This window comes from Chitinophagaceae bacterium (assembly GCA_016713085.1).
Lineage (GTDB): Bacteria > Bacteroidota > Bacteroidia > Chitinophagales > Chitinophagaceae > Lacibacter.
In genome coordinates, this window is the sequence record JADJPV010000001.1 from 1,299,138 (window position 1) to 1,320,775 (window position 21,638).

Below are 21,638 nucleotides of genomic sequence, written 5' to 3' on the forward strand. Positions count from 1 at the left end.
CAGAACTTATGCGTAACATTCTATTGATCGTTTTCATGGTTGCTTCTTTCAGCAGTCAGAGTCAAACACTATTTACTTACGGCACAACCAAAGTTGATCAGAAAGAATTCTGGCGTGCCTACAGCAAAAACAATAACGGAGCAACCGATGAAAAATCTATCCGTGAATATCTTGATCTGTTCATCCGGTTTAAATTAAAGGTACAGGCTGCAAAAGATGCGAAGCTGGATACCCTTCCAACTATTAAAAATGATATTGCGGGTTTCCGTGCACAGATCCTTGAACAGTTTCTGCGTAACCAGGGTGCAGGTAAGGATGTTATTACCGAAGCAGTTGATCGCAGCAAAACAGAAATTGAAGCGGCACATATATTTGTTGCGTATGATAAAGACAGCACAAAAGCAAAAGCACAAATTGATAAAGCTTACCAGCAATTGCAGGCAGGAGCAGATTTTAAAAAATTAGCAAGAGAGGTATCAACCAATGCGTATGTAATTTCAAGCGATGGTTATATCGGTTATGTATCTGTGTTTTCATTGCCCTATAATTTAGAAAATGTTTTATATGCATTACCGGCAGGTTCTTATTCAAAACCTGTGGCTGGTGAAAATGGTTATCATATTCTGAAAGTGATCAGCAAACGAAATTCAGCAGGAACACTGAAAGCTGCACAGATCCTGATTGCAACTCCTGCCGATGCAACAGCAGCGGAAATTGCGGCTGCAAAAACAAAAGCACAAACTGTTTACCAGCTGGCAAAAAAAGGAGATAAGTTTGAAGACCTTGCTCTGCAGTACAGTGAAGATAAAATGACCTTCCAAAATGGGGGCTTACTACCCGATTTCGGTTTTACAAAATTTGATGCAGGTTTCAGCAAAGCAGCTTTTGGTTTGCAGAAAGATGGCGACATCAGCGAACCTGTACAAACATCAGCGGGGTTTCATATCATCAAACGGATTTCATTAAACCCTGTTAAAACAGATATCACCGATCCTTTATTATTACAGGAGTATACGGATAAAGTAAGCAACGATTCCCGTATCAATATTGCCAATGCCCGTATGAAAGAACAGATGCTGAAAGCAAGCGGTTACAAAGCATTGCCTTATAATGAACAGCAATTATGGACATTAACAGACACGATGCTGAAGGCAAAAAACTATGCTTCCTTTTTTAAAGCCAATCAGCAAAAGCCTTTGTTCTTATTAAAGGATAAAACAGTTACCGTATCAGATTGGTTAAAGTTTGTAAAGAGTCAGCAAACAAACCCCAATGCTAAACTGCAGCTCAATTATAAAAACGTAATGAAGCAGTTTGTGGAAACAACCGCTGAACAGTATTACAAAGACAGGCTCGAAACAATGAACGAAGACTTCCGTTACCAGATCAAAGAGTTCAGTGAAGGAAGTTTACTGTTTGAGGTAATGGAACGTAAAATATGGAGCGTGGCTCCAACTGACAGTGCTGCGTTGGTAAAGTTTTATACGGGAAACAAAACAAAATACAAATGGCAGCCCAGTGTAAATGCAATTGTGTTTAACTGTTCGGATACATCTGTTGCCAACAGGGCTTTGCTGCTGATGAAAAAAGCTCCGTTGAAATGGAAAGATTATATGGACGGTTTTAACGGAACAGCCTTAGCTGACAGCGGACGTTTTGAATTCAATCAATTACCTGTAACAGAACAGCGTGGTTTTACAACTGGAACATTTACTCCTGTTATTACCAATACCAATGATGGGTCTTCTTCTTTCTGCTATATCGTTAAAGTATATAATACAGAAGATCAGCGCAGCTTTGATGAAGCCAAAGGTTTAGTAATTAATGATTACCAGTTATTACTTGAAGAACAGTGGATCAATCAGCTGAAAAAGAAATACCCGGTGAAGGTGAATGAAGCAGTGGTGAAGGGGATGGTGAAGTAGGAGGTTGGAGTTTTATTGCAAATAAAGAGACAATCATATCATGAATCCTGGCAATTTAATTTTCAGCATTGCCGCACTTGTTGTTCTGAATTTTGTATTCAGTTACAACCTAATTAAGCGTACAATTCACATATTATTCCTGTACAAAAAAGGGATCAGATCCACCGCAACTGTAGTAGATAGTATTCCGCATGACGAAGAGGATACGCTTACGAGTTATGACCGGATCATCGAATATTCCACCGTTGAAAATGAACATAAAAAACTAAGGCTTGATCGTGATGCTTTGTGGATAAGGCCTAAAACCGGCAAAACAATAAAGATCATTTACAATTCAGATAAACCAGAAGACATTATTTTAGTAAATGACCCTGTATATTATTCTTTTCTGCTTGCTGGTTACTTTCTGCTTGCAACTTTAAACATTATGCTGTTTCAAAAGATTTTATGAATACAAAGCTTTTTTTACTGCTGATTTTAATACTTCTGCAAATTGGTTGTAATACCGGTGACCCTTTTTATACCTCTTACGCAAGAGAGGATATATGGAGAGTGCCATTAATTAAACCCTATGAATTACTTAATCTTAAGGGCGCAAATCCAAAAGTAGAAATGGCTTATGGTTGGGAGTTAGATTTTAATAAAAAGAATGAATTCGGCGGGAATCATTTTATACGAGTTTATCGTATCAATATTAAGAACAGCTATATCTATGGATATGGAAAAGGAGTTTATAATGATTTTTTTGTAATTGACAGTAAAAATCAAAAAGAACATTTTTTTGAGAATTCAACACAATGGGAGTATTTTCTTAGAGAGATATCTATAGATACAAGTACAGTAATGTCAACTTGGGATTTGTTCTATGATTTTAAAGATACAGGAAAACTGCCCTGGTCAGTTCCAGCCGATAAATAACTAAACCTTTAACGTATCTCAATTTCCCTGCTATTTTACTTTTTTTCTCAGCACAGTCTCCTGAAAGGGACTGTGCGTATTTAGGATGTAAAAAGATATTTGATTTATCCCGCAGCTTTTGTATTCTTCTTCAACCATTCCACAATCTCTTCATATCGTTTTGCACCGGTAGAAATACCTATTACAAACTGATAAAGCTCGTCATCAGCAGCTGAGATTTTAAACCCTTCCAAACGTAAAACAGTTTCCATTAAAACATACCCGGTTCTTTTATTGCCATCAACAAAAGGATGATTCATAATAATGCTTTCGCCGATAGCAGCCGCCTTTTCAAAAGAGGAAGGATATAAATCATCCCCGCCAAAGCTTTGGTAAGGGCGGGCAATTGCAGATTCAAGTCCATTCATATCCCTTACTCCATTGGCTCCGCCATGAAGCAGTACCACCTGGTTATGTATCAGTAAAACTTCTTCTTTTGTAATCATATTACTGAGCCAGTTTTTCCAGCACTTTTTCACGCTCCTTTATAATTTCCATGGCATGCGCCATTACAGAAATCTTTGCATCAGAATCACTGTTTATCTGCTCAATAAAATCATTTACCAGCTTTAGTTTTTTTTCTTCTAAAGAATCCACCTGCTCGTGAATTTTCTTTTTCATTTCAGCTGCACTCATACATTTTAATTTAGTCCTTTAAAATTACAACTTTTAAATGGATAGGCTTACAGGGGGAATCTATTCAACTTTTGTTTATCAGAACAGTTTTTCAAAACTCAGCTTCGGAGTAATGGTGCAGCCAATACTTTCTTTAAACTGGCACAAGCCGTAGTTGGGAATACTTGCTTCTGTAGCAATACCGAAATGCAGGTACTTTTTGCCCATCTTCTGATAATATTCCTCAATATGGTACGACAGGAAATTCATTGGCCGCATGGAAGAAAAACCGGGCAGATCGCCCCACAAAGCTACATACTGAATATCATCAGCTACATCATATACAATCGCTCCTGCCACCGGCACATGATGATGCTTTAACAGGAAAAAATCCATGGGTATAATTTTATTCGTTTGAATAATATCTTCAAACGTCATATACATCGGCCGGTCTTTCAACAAATGGTTTTCTTTGATGATTTCATACGTCAGCTGCTTCCCTTCTTCATCATCATTGCAAAGGCATACAGAAAAATCATTTTGCTGACTGACACGCAAATTCTGTCTTGCCGTTTTCCACATCCGGTCAATATATGGTTGCTCATCCTGCAGTTCTATATAAAAATCAATATCAAGATTAAACACCCGGTAAGAACGGCGGTAAAGTACATTAATGAGTTTGGTAAGAAGTGTACGGTTATAAATTAATGGTGGCAGTACCATGCGGATTCCTTTCAATCCTTTTTCAGCGGCAAACTGTTCCAGTAAAATAAGTGCCTGTTCAATAGCACTGATCTGAACATCTGCTTTCAAAAATGAAAGTCCTCCAAAAGGTGCAGAAAAAGGAGATAAGAGCATTCCCTTTCTTACTCCGGCAATTATACCAAGCCGGTATTTCGAATCTTTGTAAAGCAGTGAAAAAACAGCATCGCATTTATGCTGATTGATGGATGCAAATTCTGCAGAATTAAATGCATGGTAGGGTTCATGAAAAATCTGTTCGTAATCTTTAAACCCGACCTCGACCAATGAATGAATGGCTACGGACATAATAGAAACAGTTCATTTACTTACTAAAAGATTGTACCAGTATACAATTGTATGCTGCCGAATTGGTTGGAGATTGACGAACGCAGATGCTGGTTTCAGGTATAGGAGAATGGATAATCATTGTATCATAAACTATCCGGATATAAAGGTAACAGATAACAGTCAACTATTATAACCTGAAATGTGCTTCTCAAATATTTCTATTACTAAGCGAACAAAAACATGACCAAGATCAGGATAAATCAAAAAAAAACTCCCGGGAAATGCCGGGAGCTTTATAAAAGTTATTGCGAAGTAATCAAATTACATTCTTCACCACATTATAAATCACTTTCGGGCTGCCGAGTGTATAATAATGCAGAACGGGAACGCCAAACTCTTTCAGTTCTTTAGATTGCTGAATCAACCAGTCGGTTCCAATTTTTTTACAATCTTCATCCGTTTTGGCTTTCGTTATTTCATTACTCAGTTCAGTTGGAATATCCACATGAAAGGTTCTTGGAATAACAGTCAATTGTTTTTTAGTAGTCAATGGTTTCAACCCCGGAATGATGGGAACTTCAATGCCCATTTCACGGCAGGTTTTTACAAAAGCAAAAAACTTGCTGTTGTCGAAAAACATCTGTGTCATAATATATTCTGCACCTGCATCAACTTTATCTTTCAACCGTTGCATTTCAATTTCCATATTCGGACTTTCAAAATGCTTTTCGGGGTAGCCAGCCACACCTGCACAAAAATCAGTACGGAAACCATCACGGATATCTTCTTCAAGATAAATGCCATGATTGAGATTGATGGTTTGCTTCAGCAGATCAATGGCATATTTATGGCCATCGTTATGCGGTTCAAAAGAAGTTTCATTTTTGGGGGCGTCGCCACGTAAGATCAGCACATTCTGTACGCCGATGAAGTTGAGATCAATCAATGCATCTTCCGTTTCCCTTTTGGAAAACCCACCACAAATGAGGTGTGGTACAGCATCGATATTATAATGATTCTGTAATGCAGCACAAATACCAACCGTTCCTGGTCTTTTTCTTATTTCCACTTTTTCAAACGTACCATCCAGTTTCTTTTTAAACACCTGCTCGGCACGGTGATAGGTAACATTGATAAATGATGGTTTGAATTCCATCAAAGGATCGAGATGATCAAAAATGGAATTAATTGTCTTTCCTTTTAAGGGAGGAAGAATTTCGAATGATACAAGGGTATCTTTTGCCTGTGCGATAAGTTCAGTAACCTTCATGAATTGCTATATTCCTGCAAACATACTACTTCGCCCTTACTCAGATAAATTACAGTTCATTTAAATAGTGTTCTGTTTACCTGTAATGAGTCTTTTGATTCCCGGCTTCGCAGTACGCAGTATAACGGCAGTTGCTTTTAATCAAACAATGTTTATGAACGACTGTTCTTATCAGAGATGGGTTTTCACATTTCAAAAGGGATTCTTATCGCTCAGTTCTGCTGAAAACAGGTATTTTCGCAATCATAACTTTTTTGTTTTGAGTTTAACCATTCATACCTCCGAGCTCGTAAAGCGTTACCGCAACCGCACCGTTGCCAATAAAGTAAGCATTGAAGTAAAGCAGGGTGAAATTGTTGGCTTGCTCGGGCCAAATGGTGCCGGTAAAACAACAACTTTTTACATGGTGGTAGGATTTATTAAGCCCGATGAAGGTGAGGTTTTTCTCAATGATCTGAATATTACCCGTTACCCCATGTACAAACGGGCCCAGATGGGGATTGGTTACCTGCCGCAGGAAGCCAGTGTGTTCCGTAAATTAACGGTGGAAGAAAATATTGCTGCCGTACTTGAAATGACCAAGCTCAGCAAACAGGAACAGCATGATAAGCTGGAAGAATTACTCACTGAATTCCGTTTGCACCATGTTCGTAAGAATAATGGCGACAGCTTAAGTGGAGGCGAACGCAGAAGAACAGAAATTGCCCGGGCATTGGCTGTTGATCCTAAATTTATTTTGCTGGATGAACCTTTTGCCGGTGTTGATCCGATTGCAGTAGAAGATATCCAGGCAATTGTTGCCAAACTCAAATACAGGAATATCGGCATTTTAATTACTGATCACAATGTAACAGAAACGCTTTCTATCTGCGACAGGGCTTACCTGCTCATTGAAGGAAAGATCTTTAAGCACGGCACCGCCGAAGAACTGTCGGATGATGACCAGGTTCGCAGGCTTTACCTTGGCCGCAACTTTGAATTAAAACGTAAGGATTATCTGCATGAAGAAGCAAATAAGCCGATGCCTGAACAACCAACCCAGTAGTTAGATCACTAAATCTCCCTTAAGTTTTTTATCTTGCCATTATCAGCATGAAACTGTTAAGCCCTGCCATATCACGACTTGCCCGACTGCGCATGTGGCGCATCGAAAGCTGGATGAATAATCCGGTTGCAGCCCAGCGTGAAGTATTACAGGACCTGGTTACAACTGCACAATACACCCAATTCGGCCATCAGTATAGTTTTGAAAAACTATTCAACATCAGGGATTTTAAAAGTACAGTGCCTGTACGTGAGTACGACGACTTTAAACCATATATCGAACGAATGATGCTGGGTGAAGAAAATATTCTCTGGCCAACACCGGTAAAATGGTTTGCTAAAAGCAGTGGCACCACCAGCGACAGAAGCAAATTTATTCCCGTTAGTGAAGAGAGTTTAAAAGATGGTCATTACAAAGCAAGCAAAGATGTATTAACCCTTTACTATAATAATTTTCCTGCATCCGATCTGTTAACAGGCAAAGGTTTGGTGATTGGCGGCAGTCATACAGTGAATCAGCTGAATGATGAAATACAGTTTGGCGATTTAAGTGCTGTATTGATGCAGAACGCACCATTCTGGAGTAACTGGATCCGCACACCTGATCTCAGTATTGCATTACTCGATGAATGGGAAAACAAAATTGAGAAACTGGCAGAGAGTACCATTAAAGAAAATGTGACCTCTATCTCAGGAGTTCCTACATGGAGCTTGGTTTTGTTTCGCCGCATCCTTGAGTTAACAGGAAAGAAAACTATGAGTGAAGTATGGCCGCAGATGGAGTTGTACTTACATGGCGGAGTTTCCTTTGTGCCATACCGTGAGCAGTTTGAACAGATCATTGGTAAATCCATTAACTACCTGGAAATGTACAATGCAAGTGAAGGTTTCTTTGCTGCACAGGATAAACCCGGAGAAGATGGGATGCTGCTGTTTGCTGATCATGGAATTTTTATGAATTCATGCCAACAGAAGAATATGGGAAACCATTTCCCGTAACAATTGGTTTGAATAAAGTGGTGACGGGTAAAAACTATGCAATCATCATCAGCACCAATGGCGGGTTGTGGAGATATATTGTTGGAGATACCATTCAGTTTACTTCACTTGAGCCTTACCGTGTTAAAGTAAGCGGACGGTTAAAACATTTCATCAATGCATTTGGAGAAGAGTTGATTGTTGATAATACAGATAAAGCAATTGCACAGGCGTGCGAGCAAACCGGTGCAGTAGTAAATGAATATACTGCGGCTCCCATTTATTTCAGTCACAGTGATAATGGTGCACACGAATGGCTCATTGAATTTGAAAAAGACCCTGCTAATTTAAACGACTTTGTATATGAGCTTGATACGGCGTTAAAAAATTTCAACAGCGACTATGAAGCTAAGCGACATAGAAATATTGCCCTGCGTTTGCCCTTTGTTCATCCCGTTCCAAAAGGAACTTTTCACGAATGGATGCGGAGCAAAGGTAAGTTAGGCGGCCAGCATAAAGTTCCCCGCCTGAGTAATGACAGAGATTATGTAGAAGAAATTTTACGCTTTAAACAGATGCAGTAAGCAAACCTGCTGATTTCAATTCTTCGTCATTCCATTTACATAACCGGAAATAACTGAATCTCCGCCGTTGTCAGTAGCGGAATAAAACCTTTACTTTGCAGCATTACAAAATCATATTTCAATGAAACTATTAGAAGGAAAAGTTGCCATTGTTACCGGTGCAGCCCGTGGAATTGGCGAAGCCGTTGCCATTAAATTTGCTGAACATGGCGCTCATATTGCTTTTACTTATGTTAGCGACAGCAGCGCTGAACGTGCAAAAACATTAGAAACTAAACTTCAGGGCATGGGTGTAAAAGCAAAAGCTTATCAAAGTAATGCAGGTGATTTTGCTGCCTGTGAAGCCTTTGTAACCGATGTGCTGAAAGAATTTGGCACTGTTGATATCTGTGTAAATAATGCAGGTATTTCAAAAGATAATTTACTGTTGCGTATGACGCCTGATCAGTTTGAAGAAGTGATCAAGGTAAATCTCAACAGTGTATTTTATATGACCAAACAGATCATTAAACCTATGATGAAAGCAAGAAGCGGCTCTATCATTAACATGAGTTCTGTTATTGGTGAAATGGGCAATGCCGGTCAAAGCAGTTATGCAGCCAGCAAAGCAGGCGTTATTGGTTTCACTAAGTCTGTTGCAAAAGAACTGGGCAGCAGAAATATCCGTTGCAATGCCATTGCTCCCGGTTTTGTAGAAACAGACATGACTTCCTATTTAAAAGAGGGAGAAGCTGCAGAAAAATACAAAGCCGGTATTCCACTGGCAAGATTTGCAAGTGGGGAAGATATTGCCAATGTAGCCCTGTTCCTTGCCTGCGATCTCAGCAGCTATGTAACCGGCCAAACCCTAAGTGTTTGTGGTGGATTGAATATTTAATTAAATAAACATTATAAAGAAAAAGGGTTGTCTTAAACTAAGACAACCCTTTTTCTTTTTATACCACTTATGAACTTCTGAATGCCACCGGGTGGTTTAATTTTTTATGCGGACCCAAAAAGATTCTTAGTAAAATTCGGAATGCCGACAGTTCAATAAAAACAAAACAGAGTGCCATCAAAATAATCAAAATAATCTGATCGCTGTGAACATAGGTAAACAATACATCTATCCCTATAAAAGCTGCTGTTAAAGGAAAACCAAGCATACCCATAGCTGACAGTAAAAACAAAAACCCTGTAGTTTCCTGTTCATATACATAGCCATGAAACTGGTTGAGCGAAATATCATTATCAATTGTTTTATTTTTGTAAACAATCATAGCCCAGTAAAAAAGCAATGAATATTCCACTTACATAAAAAACAATTTCGATCAGGCTGATATGTGTTGCATTAATTAATACTGCTGTTATAATAAACAAATGTGCAGTAAACAGGTAAATCCATGCTTTTAATGCTGATTGCCGGTAAGCAAACGCAAAAAGAATAACCGCCAAAGCAACACTCATTAAAATAATTGGCAAAGCTCCTCCTAAAGATGGAATGATATCCTGGTTGATATATCCGAGAACTAAAAGGGAAACACCTGAAACGGCAAGAATGCTGATAAAGATATTTGATTGTAAAAACTGTAATTGCTTTCCAATCCATTTAAAAGGACTCCATAAATACTTATACATCATCGTATCCAGGTTCCATTCTTTTATACTCAGCATATAGAAGGATGCTTTCAGTTTAGATACCGCTTTTTGCTTTGGAAGTACATAATGGAAATACTGATGATGTACCAGGTAGTTTAATACAGAAGGTGAAACCAGCAATTGATAGGTTCTTAAAAAAGCATTGCCGGCAAAGTGAAGCAGTACCAGCCAGTGAAAACCTAATGCCACTTCAATAAACATCAATCCAATTTGTGCAGCTGATGAATAGGCGATCTGTGTTTTAACGGTTGGCTGCACTCTTGCAATCATTGTTGCAACGATAGCTGTTAATGCTCCAAAAACAATGATTGCAATTTTCGCCCAAAACATATCTTCCCAAAAAGGATGTGTACGCAGCAGTAAAAAAACACCGATATGTACACTTAGCGAACCGTAAAATATTGCTGATGAAGCGGTTGGTCCTTCCATTGCTCTTGGCAGCCAGGTGGTAAATGGAAACTGTGCCGATTTAATAACTGCCGGCAGAATAATCATACAAACAATAAAGATTGCCATACCGGTTTGTCCCGATGTTACAGCCATTTCTTTTGCTTCGCCTAATTGAAAGAAGGTGATATTCTGATGTGTAAGATGATGCATCATCCACATGGCAAGCATGAGTGCCACATCACTGATACGGTAATTTGAAACTGCTTTAAATGCATTTTTCACCGGTAAATAACGGTTACGGTAAAAAGCTATCAGAATAAAAGAACAGATGCCTTTTATTTCCCAGCCGATAAACAGTGTTTCAAAATTTCCAGCGAGAATGATAAAATTATAAGCCGTTGCAAATAACAGGATGGTGTTGAAGAAGCGTTTGTAACCCTGATCACGGTGCATATAATATTTACTGAAAGTTGCTACCAGGAAAAACAACAGTGAGCCAACAATGCTGAACACGGCAGTTACCTCATCGTAAAACAAATGAATGGCAAACACAAAATGTTCTGTTTCGTAAAGAGTAGCCAGTTGATAGCTGACCGGTTCAAAACCTTTCAGCATCCACCATGCAGCAAATGATACAGAGATTGCTATGTTGAACACTTTTGCAAAACGTACAATCCTGCCAATGGCTTTTTCACTTTTGTTTTGCCACAGGAGTGTGGCAAAAAAGCCCAGCATGGGGATGGCGATAAATAAAACAAGTAATTGATCCATTCTGTAATAATCAGCCGAAACTGTTTTAGAAAATTAATCCAATAAATATACCGGCAGGTTTTCTTCAGTAGCATGCACAATATGATTCGTTTCCATTTCCTTTGCTCCTTCAATAAACTGTTCCATGTTGTGAATCGTTTTTATTTCACCCGCATCTGTAATGGGTTCATACTTTACAAAACTTCCATTCCTGAAATAATAAAACTGTTGTTCAACGGGATCCAATGCTACAATATGCACCCACTCATTTTTATACCATTCAAATACTTCGGGTGTAGATTGAATCGCTTTTAAAACGATGTCAGGCTGATGTTCAACAATTACCAGCAATCTAACCGGGTCATGCACTTCAATCATTTGCCATGGCAAACCGGGCCGCAGGTCGCCATCGCTGCTGTTGGCTACTCCAAACAAACCCATTACATTATGAGGAAGTTTAGTGCCGGCTCCCATTTTAATATTATCCACTCTCGAAAAATAATATTCAAGGTTGATGCCGCCGCAAACCAGGCCAATCGGCCGCATAACTGCCGAAAGAATTGTTCCTTCAGGATCTGTTGTGTAATCATAGCTGTTTAAGAATGCTCTTCTGTCGAGAAACAAACCTTTGGATGTTTGCCTGCGGCCAATGATTGCTAATGTATTTGTACCATGCCCCAACTCCGGCCTTGGTTCAAACAAAGAAACCGAACGGCTGTGAATCGCTTTGCGTACCTGCTCCAATCCCTGTTTGGTATTGATTGATGCAAATCTTCTGCTGCGTTCTTTTGCATTCAGGTTTAAAGCCGTTTCAAAATTCTGGATATTAACAAGATGTCTTTTTGCATTGTCTGCATTCAAAACATCTTCATCATAATAAGCCCATACATCAGCAGCTGTATCATGCATGCTGCCTATAAACTGTGTTGTATCAGGAATAACAATTCCTTTGGCTGCCAACTGTTCTCTTACTTTTTTATGATTTAAAATATAAGACTGCACTCTTGCATTCGTAGCACCTGGCCTTCCGCTGCAGGCACCGCAATCGTGTGCACCATGATGCGGATTGTTGGCACTGCTGCTGCCATGTGCAACAAAATAAATAATTGGTGCAAAATTTTTTAATCAATCCAATGCCACGTAAAAAGCCTTCAGCTCTTGTAACCATTTCATCGAGCGTATAACCAATCTGCAATCCATTTTCTGTATCTGACAGGTTTTTATTTTCGATGGTAAGAGTTGATTTATTATCCATATGCCCGTATGCATTTGAAATAGCCGGGCTCATTGTTGGCCGAAACAGCATTTCCAGTTTTTTTACAAAAGCCCAAAAACCAAAACCGATGCTTAAGAAAAATCCGGAAAAAATACCGTGTGTATGTTTGGTGTAAATCAGTTCATCTTTCCGTACAGAACTGGCGTTAGATTCTTTGATTAAATACTTAGGTGTTACAGGTGCGGGGCAAAGTTTATCATAAAATTTACTGCCCTGCTGCTGAAAATAAAACTCTACTCCAAAAAAACCCGGAGCTCCAAATGTTTCAGATTTTTTATCTACTGCTTCAATATGCCGGCGAATGGAATCCTCTCTTTCATCAATACAAAAAATTGCCTGAAGAGAAGGAGGGGCTTTAGGGTCTGCTATTGTAAAAGGCTTATTCATTTCGGAGAGTTCCAAAATCCCCCCTTTGGGGGGTGGGGGGGCCGCCAATAATATTCCTTTTAACACCGAGTCATAATAACTCCATTCAAAAGCATCCTGCCATAATTCAATTACTTCTGCAAATTCAGTTTTCGGAAACTCTTCAAATAAATCAACCGGCGGAACTGTAACATGATTGGCTAAAGGCTGCCATTTATTACCGAATGAATCGTTTAATGCATCCAGCTCCATCAATAATTCAAACTCCACCAATTCCTTCAGTGTAATCAGTTTCTTGTCCAGTAATGTTTGCGGATTATCTTCCACTGCGGTTACAAAACCACTCCAGCCATGATGTGCAAACTGCTGATCAAATAAATACTGTTCAAAATATTCCTCTTTCCCTACAATCTTTGTTAACAGCTCTGTTACAGAATAATTGCCCGATAAGAATTTCTGTTTAACAGCTTTTGTTTTAAAGAAACTCACAAAACTGTTTTGCTCCATTTCTTTCATGCTCTCTGTAAAAGGTTTACTTACAACCGGAAAACTTTCGATTGCAATACCCTGGTCTAAAAATGCACAGAGAATACGAAACAGCAAAGGATGAACTTTATTATCCAGATCCAACTGATACACATCTTTCCAATACTTCCGTAATTGCCCGATACGTGGATGATTAATCGTATCATACTCTTTGCTGATCAATTTTTCTTTCCAATGATCAACAGCTTCTTTTCCCTTCTTTTGCACAATCACCATTTGCAGCACATCTTTCCGTATCCTTCCGGTTGCATACATCTCCCTGTACTCCGGCAACTGCAAATGCACCTGGAAACCAAAAATTCCGGATGCCTTGAAAATAGCATCATAAAATTTGATATGCTGAAAAGCATGCAAAGAATTATGATGTATAAAATCTTTTAATGCTTGCTGTGCAGGCAGATAATGTTTTAACTCATGTATAACATTCGCTTCGCTGAAAGTGGCTGTATTCATAATAATAAAAATGGGCGCAGGTTTTACCTGGCCCATTGTAATTCTAATGTTTCAATTCTTCTACACTGAATTCGGGGTTCATCTCGTCTTTTACATATTCCACATCGGTATAAAATTCTACCTTGCCTGTGTCAATATTATACATGGCACCCACTACACCAATTTCTCCCTTCTCCACCATTTGTTCAATAATGAAACTTCTTTCAATAATGCTTTTTACAGAACGGCGTACATTTATCGATGATACGTTTTCGACAAAGGTTGAATTCTTTGAATGACGGTCTTTTATATTTACAGTATCTCTTTCCGCATATACCGAAGGTTGCAGTTTGGAAAGCAGTTCGGTAAGGTTACCCATTTCTACATGGTCGCAGGCCCCTTTTACTGCACCACATTTAGTATGGCCTAACACAACAATCAGTTTTGAGCCCGCCACTTTACAGGCAAACTCCATACTTCCTAAAATATCGGTATTTACAATATTGCCTGCAATGCGAACGGAGAAAATATCGCCCAATCCCTGATCAAAAATCAACTCTGCTGATGTACGGCTGTCGATACAGCTGAGTATTATGGCAAAAGGCCATTGGCCATCACGTGTATCATTTGCCTGTGCCAGCAAATCCCTTTGTGCTTTCAGGTTTTTTACAAACCGGTCGTTTCCTTCCCTTAAAATTTCAAGCGCCATTCTCGGCGTCAGGTTTGCCTGTGTTTCTTTTGTGTGTGCCCTCATGTTTAATTAAGTTTTTTTATCACTACCCTTCCGGGATGTTATATTGTTATAAATTTCAAATTTCTTAATCCTGCTCCGAATGCACGTGCATGGCATCTTCCATTTTATAAGCAGGCTTAAAGTTTTTAAGTGTTACTGTAATGTTTTTATCTTTCGACCCAAAGTTTACAAAGTCCCTCAGTAGTTCCAGCACATCATAATCTATATAAACTGTGTTGGCTGCATCAATTACCAGTTTACTGTTTTCGGGAAGATGAGCCAGTGTTTGTTTAATGGCTGCTTTGTTTAAGAAAGAAACTTCCTGTGCAAGATCCATATGTATTGTTTCGCCTTCGTGGTGCTGTTCTTTTTTAAAGAAGTAGGCGAGTTTCATATTTCCTCTCAGAATAAAAATAATACTTACCACCAAACCAATACCTACACCTTTTAATAAATCAATACCAACAACGGCTATTACAGTTACAATAAATGGTATGAATTGAAATTTACCCGACTGCCACATATGCTTAAATACTTTAGGGCTGGCCAGTTTAAATCCAATCATAATTAAAATAGCAGCTAAGCAGGCCATTGGAATCATATTCAGAATTCCGGGAATTGCAACAACTGCAATCAGCAAAAACACACCGTGAGCTATTGCAGAAAGCTTTGACTTTGCCCCTGCATTAACATTGGCAGATGTTCTTACAATAACTGATGTCATCGGTAATCCGCCAATTAAACCTGAAAAAATATTTCCGATGCCTTGTGCTCTTAATTCTGTGTTGGCACTGGAAAATCTTTTTAATGGATCCATTTTGTCGCCTGCCTCAAGACAGAGTAATGTTTCAATACTTGCAACAGTAGCAATGGTTGCGGCCGTAATCCAAACAGCAGGATTTGCAAACCCACTGAAATCAGGAAGACTGAATTGTCCGAAAAACTCACTGAAGGAAGAAGCTGTTGGCAGTTTCACCAGGTGTTCTCCTGCAATAACTAAATCAGGGTTTGTTACTTTGAAAATTTCATTCAACAGAATCCCTGCTGCTACAGCTACCAATGCACCCGGAACAGCTTTTATTTTTTTCAGGAAAGGAACTTTATTAAATGCTATCAGGATACCGAGTGAAACAATTGTAACAATAATAATCCCTGTATGGGCAAAATTGAAGGAATGAATAATTTCACTGAAGAAGCCTTTATCTGCTGCATCCATCAGTTCATACGAATAAAAATCACCCTCATGTTCTTTATCATACCCGATAGCATGTGGCAGTTCCTTTTTAATAATAATAATCCCGATAGCTGTAAGCATCCCTTCAATAACTCCTGAAGGAAAATAACTGGAAATACCTCCGGCTTTTGCAATCCCCAGTAAAAGCTGAAATACACCTGCCAGCACAACTGCCAGCAAAAATGTTTCGTATCCAAGATTTGTTACTGCTGCAAGCACAATTGCTATAAGCCCTGCTGCAGGCCCCGATACACTGACATGTGAGCTGCTCAAAACACCAACAAGTATACCTCCAATTACGCCGGTAATAATACCGGCAAAGGGCGGAGCACCACTGGCTACTGCAATTCCTAAACAAAGTGGCAGTGCTACTAAAAATACCACCATACCAGACAGTAAATCTGTCTTGAAATTTTTCGTGTTCAATTTCATCTTAAACGCTTGATTATTGTAACATGGTTAATTCAACAGAACAAACTGTTGAAAATTCGAATGAATAAAATTTGCTGTGAGCTTTTGTTTTTCCTTTTGTATACAGTGTTTCAGAATGGATAAAACATCTGTTTCATTACCCATACATGTTCTGCAGATAGTTTCATTAGCATGCAGACAGAAAAGACTGAATAAAGGAAAAAATTATGCGGCGTTGGGAGGAGGTACAAGTAATTCGCCGTGATAAGCAATATAGGCTTCTGCATCTTCGCAGTTATGATACTGCGAACGAGCCAGAAAAAAATGATCTGTTACATGATGATCGTGCAGGTATTCTTCTGAGAAAGCACTGCTGCTGGGGGTCTTTTCTTCAGTAGAATTGCCAAATGGGTTTGCTGATTCTTCTTCATTTTCAGAAAGAGGGAAGCCGGATTTTTCCATCTTCTGTTTTGCAATTTCCTGCTGGCTGGCATAAACAAAAGGAGCACTTACAGTAAGCCATAGCAGAGCCATCATCATAAAAATGACGGGGAAGACTTTATTGGCTTTGTATTTTTTAGATTTCCTTTTCATGAAAATGTGCTGCAAGATATAACTTTGAAGCTTGTAAACCAAGCAATTCACTGTCGGTTGATGGTTGCAAAATTACTGACTGAAAAGTATTTTGTTTATCTATATTTATTAAAGTTTTCTTAACAAATGAGCTGGAAAAAGATGCTTTACAACTCTATACCGGGGCAAATATGAAACCATACGAATTACTGTTAAATGAAAATAAAAAATGGGCTGCGGAAAGAATTTTGCAGGACCCTGGCTTTTTTGACCGCCTGGCACATTTACAAACCCCTGAATTTTTATGGATTGGCTGTAGCGACAGCCGTGTACCTGCAAATGAAATCACCGGTACAGATCCGGGAGAAATTTTTGTACACCGTAATATAGCCAACCTTGTTATTCATACCGATGTAAATCTGCTCAGCGTTCTGGAATATGCTGTTACACATTTAAAAGTAAGGCATGTAATTATTTGCGGACATTATGGATGTGGCGGCATTAAAGCTGCCATGGGAAATCATGATTATAAACAGATCTTAAATATGTGGTTCAGGCATATTAAAGATGTGTACCGCCATAACCGGAAAGAACTTGATTCAATTACCGATGAAGAAAAAAAGACAGACAGGTTAACAGAGCTGAATGTAATTGAACAGGTACAGCGGTTGGCAAAAACTTCCATCATACAAAAAGCGTGGAAAGAAGAACAACGTCCTGATTTGCACGGATGGGTATATGGGTTAAAGGATGGCATCATTAATCCTGTATTTGAAATGAAGGCAAACAGCACAATCGATCCGCTGTATGAATATGACAACCTGTAAGTTTACTGCTCAATTTTTATGTTTCTCTTTTTGATATAAGCATGCCACAGAATCATTGCAGCAATTGTTCTGTATGGCTTCCATGGTTCTGCAATTACAAGCATTTCTTCTTTTGTGATGTGTGGAGGTAATTGCTTCCGTTCTTTAAGACTGTTTACTAATGCAATATCCCCGAGTGGAAATAAATCAGTACGCTGCAGTGAATGCATCAGATATACATCAGCTGTCCAGTGTCCAATACCTTTTATAGAAATCAGTTGTGCACGAACATCTTCATCTGTCATTGCAGAAAACTTTTTCCATTGGAGTTGTTTATTCACAAAAGCAGTTGCCAGTTCTTTTGCATACACTTGCTTTTGCCGGGTGAAATAACATTCCCTCAGCTCTTCATTACTCATTGCCAGAATTTTTGCAGGTGTTACTGTTCCTATTCTTTCCTTCAGTTTTTTGTAAGCAGCAAATGCAGCAGCTAAAGAAACCTGCTGTTCAAGTATAATAAGAATAAGTGTTTCAAATCCCTGTTTTCTTGTCCACATAGGTGGATAGCCATGTTCTTTGATAATGGCTTTTAGGTGTTTGTCTTTTTTCGAAAGAAGATCGCAGTATGTTTGAAAATTATCTGCAGAGAAGGTTTGAATCATGTGCTAAAAATAAAAAGAGACAGAAGATAGAATGAAGAATTATTTATTTGCCCACTTTGGAATTTTTCCTTCCTTCTCCCATTCAATACACTTTTCTTTATGACTATTAAAATCGCCAAAACATAACGCATCTAACATTTCCTCCCTTTTCATTTCTGGATTGTTTAGTACATCACGAATAATATCTGCATGATTGTCGACATACTCCTCAAATCTTTGATAAGCCCAAATGTATTCCTTGTCGCTATTAAGGTACTGAAATTCTTTTGGCAATTCGGCGATTCCTTCTCTTAGGTTTAATCCCATAAATCTTTTGGGCAAAGTAGTTCTGTTGAATATAAAAGGGGCAGAAATTGAAATTACATTGAGGTCACCAATTAGATTTGCTATACCATGAATCTCAAGACCGGCTTTTTGTAAATGTCCAAACTGTTTTTTGAACTCGGTAATTATGGTTTCGTAGCTCAACTCTTAGCTTTAAATTTTGCAATTGCATTTCTTGTAAATTCACTCAGCACTAAATTTCCGCTAATCTTTGCACGTTCAATCAACAGCTCATCCCAGTGCTCTGTTCCCTTCCAGAAAACCTTTTTCATTTCGCTCATTGCTTCAGGAGAAGAATGAGATAATGTATTTGCCAGTTTTTCTATTGATTCATCCATTGCTTCTACTGTTTGATGTAATTCAGCATACAGGCCTTTACGTCTTGCCCAATCAGCATTGCGCCAGCTGGCAGCATCAATAGATAATTGTGAATAAGAAGAAACCCCCATTTTCCTTCCTACAGCAGGTCCAATTACAAATGGTCCAATTCCTATTGCCAGTTCACTCAATCTTATATCTGCTCCTTCAACTGCAATAGCATAATCTGCTGCTGCTGCTATGCCAACACCACCTCCCACACATTTGCCATGCACCCTTACAATTATAAACTTGGGGCATTTCCGCATTGCATTGATCACATTGGCAAAACCACTGAAAAACTCCAGTCCCTGTTTTTCATTTTGAATAGCAGCCAGTTCATCAAAACTGGCGCCTGCACAAAAAGCTTTTTCTCCGGCAGAACGTAAAACAATAACAGATGTATTTGGGTCTGTTCCTGCATGCAGAATAACATTAGCCAGTTCTTTTAATACTGCACCAGGAAGAGAATTGCTTTGCGGATGAAAAAATTCAATAAATGCAATTCCTTTATGCACTTCCGTTTTAACGTATGCTTCGTTCACTTGCTTTATCATAACCTCCTGTTTAGTCTTTTCAAGTTACTGCACTTGCAGCATAAAAACAATGAGTTACTGCTGCAATTTTTTTACCATTGTTAAAATGGTAGCAATGCCCGTTATCTCATGGGTTTCATCAAAAAATTCCACCAGCCACTTTACAATTCCTTTTTCAATATCATCGCCCCGTTTAAAATCTTCAGGGTTCTCAATCATCCGTTTGTCATTAGGCAGTTTTTCTTTACAGGTAAAGCGGATATATACTTCAGCCCCGGGATAAACAGGTTTTGTAAACCGCAGTTCATCGATTCCATAATTCAGTAATACCGGGTTTTTTTCATAACTGTCAACAAATAAGCCGGCAGCAATACTCATAAGAAAATAACCATGCGCCACCTGTTGCTCAAACATGGTTCCGGTAAAATCAGTGGTTTTAATATGCGCATAGAAATGGTCCCCACTTAAATCAGCAAACCGTTCAATGTCTTCACTGGTGACTATTCTTTTGTCAGTGATGATCTGATCCCCGATCTGTAACTCTTCAAAATATTTTTTAAATGGATGTTTGCCGGGGTCTTTCCCTTTTGCATTCGGCTGGTATACATTAGTGATGGCTGTAATAGTTGTTGGCGAACCTTGTATGGCAGTTCGTTGCAGATAATGTTTTACTCCACGTAATCCACCCATTTCTTCACCACCACCTGCACGACCGGGACCTCCATGCACCAATAAAGGCAAAGGAGAGCCATGCCCTGTACTTTCTTTTGCACACTCGCTATTCAGCACCAGTATTCTTCCATGATGTGTTGCTGCATCAATCACATACTGCTTTGCAATTTTATCATGAGCAGTTACAATTGATGAACACAAACTTCCCTTTCCTAATTTGCTCAAGGCGATTGCTTCATCTATTCCTTTATACGGCATGATTGTACTAACAGGACCAAAGGCTTCTACCTCATGCACATCCTTTGATGTAAATGGTTTTTCATTCACCAATAAAATGGGAGAAAGAAATGATCCTTTGTTTGCATCAGCATCTACAACATTTACACTGTCAAGACTTCCATAAACAATTTGTGAAGATGCTAATAATTTATGCACCTGTTCTTTTACTTCTTTACGCTGTGTTTCACCAGCCAGGCTTCCCATTCTTACTTTTTTATTCAATGGATTTCCAATAACTGTTTGTGCCAATGATGCGGAGATGGCTTTCCACATGTCTTCCATTTTATTTTCAGGAACAAATATGCGGCGGATACCTGTGCAGCGTTGTCCGGCTTTCAGAGTCATTTCTTTACGCACCTCTTTAATCAAAACATCCCACTCCGGTTTTCCGGGTGTTACATCTTCACCCAATACTATACAGTTGAGTGAATCTGCTTCCATATTAAACGGAACATTCTCTTTTAAAATTTTTGGCTGACTTCTTAACATCAATCCTGTTGATGCACTGCCAGTGAATGTGATTACATCCTGTGAAGTTACATGCTCCAGTAAATCGCCTGCACTTCCACATACTAACTGTAATGCACCTTCGGGTATTATGTTTGATGCGATGATTTCTCGTACAACAGCTTCTGTTAAGTAAGAAGTAACCGTTGCCGGTTTTACAATCGCCGGCATACCTGCTAATAAATTCACAGCTATCTTTTCAAGCATTCCCCACACAGGAAAGTTGAAGGCATTGATATGAATGGCAACACCTTCTTTCGGCACAAGAATATGTGTCCCCATGAAAGTATTGTTCTTACTCAAATTATGGCTTTCACCATCTACACAAAATACTTCGTCAGGAAATTTCCTTCGCAAAGATGCATTGGCAAATAAATTACCAATGCCACCTTCAATATCAACCCAGCTGTCTGCTTTTGTTGCACCGGTTTGATAACTGATTTTATAAAATTTATCGAGATAATTTCTGAGATGAAGCGCTAATGCCTTTAGCATATTTCCACGCTCATGAAAAGTCATTTTGCGGAGTGCAGGGTTTCCAACTGTTCTTGCATAATTAGTGATGGATTGAAAATCTAATCCTTTGGTTGAGGCTGCTGCAATTGTTTCACCATTTACGGCATTGTATAAAAGTTGCCCATCACCATCGCCGGTAATCCAGCTTCCGGTAATATAGTTACCAAGTTTATTCATACTGCAAATCGTTATCAGCGAAGTTAAAGAAAAGATGAAGGGTTGAAT

The 21,638-nt window shown here is 38.9% G+C and carries 19 protein-coding genes and 2 pseudogenes; 7 read left to right on the plus strand and 14 right to left on the minus strand.

Annotation, left to right across the window (positions count from 1 at the left end; all coding sequences use genetic code 11):
* Positions 1-8: 8 nt before the first annotated feature.
* The 3 genes from IPK31_06230 to IPK31_06240 are packed head-to-tail and all read left to right on the plus strand — an operon-like array spanning position 9 to position 2,843.
* Entirely contained in the window at positions 9-1,925 is a 1,917-nt protein-coding gene (locus tag IPK31_06230) for a peptidylprolyl isomerase (protein ID MBK8087558.1), read from the plus strand.
* A 40-nt stretch (positions 1,926-1,965) separates the two neighbouring features.
* Positions 1,966-2,376, plus strand: coding sequence for a hypothetical protein (locus IPK31_06235; GenBank protein MBK8087559.1), 411 nt, complete (start codon positions 1,966-1,968; stop codon positions 2,374-2,376).
* Positions 2,373-2,843 carry a hypothetical protein gene (locus tag IPK31_06240; GenBank protein ID MBK8087560.1) on the plus strand — a complete coding sequence of 157 codons (471 nt, stop codon included), beginning with the start codon at positions 2,373-2,375 and terminating at the stop codon, positions 2,841-2,843. Before IPK31_06235 ends, IPK31_06240 begins: the two co-directional genes overlap by 4 nt.
* 104 nt (positions 2,844-2,947) lie before the next feature.
* On the opposite strand, the gene IPK31_06245 is transcribed toward IPK31_06240, so the two are convergent.
* From IPK31_06245 to IPK31_06260, 4 genes are all read right to left on the minus strand, one after another.
* Positions 2,948-3,328: a type II toxin-antitoxin system death-on-curing family toxin gene (locus IPK31_06245; protein ID MBK8087561.1), complete on the minus strand. Its 381-nt coding sequence runs from the start codon at positions 3,326-3,328 to the stop codon at positions 2,948-2,950.
* 1 nt (position 3,329) lies between these two features.
* Positions 3,330-3,518 (minus strand): hypothetical protein, encoded by a 189-nt coding sequence (locus tag IPK31_06250; GenBank protein ID MBK8087562.1) that lies wholly within the window; start codon positions 3,516-3,518, stop codon positions 3,330-3,332.
* Positions 3,519-3,596: 78 nt separating this feature from the next.
* Positions 3,597-4,547 carry a hypothetical protein gene (locus IPK31_06255; protein MBK8087563.1) on the minus strand — a complete coding sequence of 317 codons (951 nt, stop codon included), beginning with the start codon at positions 4,545-4,547 and terminating at the stop codon, positions 3,597-3,599.
* A gap of 298 nt (positions 4,548-4,845) precedes the next feature.
* On the minus strand, positions 4,846-5,799 hold the full coding sequence (locus tag IPK31_06260; GenBank protein MBK8087564.1) for a methylenetetrahydrofolate reductase: 954 nt from the start codon (positions 5,797-5,799) through the stop codon (positions 4,846-4,848).
* A 154-nt stretch (positions 5,800-5,953) separates the two neighbouring features.
* Here IPK31_06260 and lptB point away from each other — a divergent pair, with 154 nt between their 5' ends.
* The 3 genes and pseudogenes from lptB (at position 5,954) to fabG (ending at position 9,282) form a co-directional block, all read left to right on the plus strand.
* Entirely contained in the window at positions 5,954-6,844 is an 891-nt protein-coding gene (lptB, locus tag IPK31_06265; protein ID MBK8087565.1) for an LPS export ABC transporter ATP-binding protein, read from the plus strand.
* A 47-nt stretch (positions 6,845-6,891) separates the two neighbouring features.
* Positions 6,892-8,405 (plus strand): annotated as a pseudogene (locus IPK31_06270) (GH3 auxin-responsive promoter family protein).
* 121 nt (positions 8,406-8,526) lie between these two features.
* Complete coding sequence (gene fabG, locus IPK31_06275; protein ID MBK8087566.1) at positions 8,527-9,282, plus strand: 3-oxoacyl-[acyl-carrier-protein] reductase; 756 nt, start codon at positions 8,527-8,529, stop codon at positions 9,280-9,282.
* Positions 9,283-9,349: 67 nt separating this feature from the next.
* On the opposite strand, the gene IPK31_06280 is transcribed toward fabG, so the two are convergent.
* The 6 genes and pseudogenes from IPK31_06280 to IPK31_06305 all read right to left on the minus strand — a co-directional run bounded on the left by IPK31_06280 (position 9,350) and on the right by IPK31_06305 (position 16,775).
* Positions 9,350-9,664: a hypothetical protein gene (locus IPK31_06280; protein ID MBK8087567.1), complete on the minus strand. Its 315-nt coding sequence runs from the start codon at positions 9,662-9,664 to the stop codon at positions 9,350-9,352.
* Positions 9,645-11,204, minus strand: coding sequence for a hypothetical protein (locus tag IPK31_06285; protein ID MBK8087568.1), 1,560 nt, complete (start codon positions 11,202-11,204; stop codon positions 9,645-9,647). Before IPK31_06285 ends, IPK31_06280 begins: the two co-directional genes overlap by 20 nt.
* A gap of 33 nt (positions 11,205-11,237) precedes the next feature.
* Positions 11,238-13,860, minus strand: a pseudogene (locus IPK31_06290) (DUF2309 domain-containing protein).
* A gap of 7 nt (positions 13,861-13,867) precedes the next feature.
* Positions 13,868-14,557, minus strand: coding sequence for a carbonic anhydrase (locus IPK31_06295; protein MBK8087569.1), 690 nt, complete (start codon positions 14,555-14,557; stop codon positions 13,868-13,870).
* A 64-nt stretch (positions 14,558-14,621) separates the two neighbouring features.
* Complete coding sequence (locus IPK31_06300; GenBank protein MBK8087570.1) at positions 14,622-16,202, minus strand: SulP family inorganic anion transporter; 1,581 nt, start codon at positions 16,200-16,202, stop codon at positions 14,622-14,624.
* 204 nt (positions 16,203-16,406) lie between these two features.
* On the minus strand, positions 16,407-16,775 hold the full coding sequence (locus IPK31_06305; GenBank protein ID MBK8087571.1) for a hypothetical protein: 369 nt from the start codon (positions 16,773-16,775) through the stop codon (positions 16,407-16,409).
* A gap of 170 nt (positions 16,776-16,945) precedes the next feature.
* Here IPK31_06305 and IPK31_06310 point away from each other — a divergent pair, with 170 nt between their 5' ends.
* Entirely contained in the window at positions 16,946-17,581 is a 636-nt protein-coding gene (locus IPK31_06310) for a carbonic anhydrase (GenBank protein MBK8087572.1), read from the plus strand.
* Between the two features lie 2 nt (positions 17,582-17,583).
* Here IPK31_06310 and IPK31_06315 read toward each other — a convergent pair whose 3' ends face one another.
* The 4 genes from IPK31_06315 to paaZ are packed head-to-tail and all read right to left on the minus strand — an operon-like array spanning position 17,584 to position 21,590.
* Complete coding sequence (locus tag IPK31_06315) at positions 17,584-18,222, minus strand: DNA-3-methyladenine glycosylase 2 family protein (GenBank protein ID MBK8087573.1); 639 nt, start codon at positions 18,220-18,222, stop codon at positions 17,584-17,586.
* A 39-nt stretch (positions 18,223-18,261) separates the two neighbouring features.
* Positions 18,262-18,690, minus strand: a complete 429-nt coding sequence (locus IPK31_06320; GenBank protein ID MBK8087574.1) for a hypothetical protein — start codon at positions 18,688-18,690, stop codon at positions 18,262-18,264.
* Positions 18,687-19,460, minus strand: a complete 774-nt coding sequence (locus tag IPK31_06325) for an enoyl-CoA hydratase/isomerase family protein (GenBank protein ID MBK8087575.1) — start codon at positions 19,458-19,460, stop codon at positions 18,687-18,689. Before IPK31_06325 ends, IPK31_06320 begins: the two co-directional genes overlap by 4 nt.
* Before the next feature lie 54 nt (positions 19,461-19,514).
* Positions 19,515-21,590, minus strand: coding sequence for a phenylacetic acid degradation bifunctional protein PaaZ (gene paaZ, locus IPK31_06330; GenBank protein ID MBK8087576.1), 2,076 nt, complete (start codon positions 21,588-21,590; stop codon positions 19,515-19,517).
* Positions 21,591-21,638 lie beyond the last annotated feature (48 nt).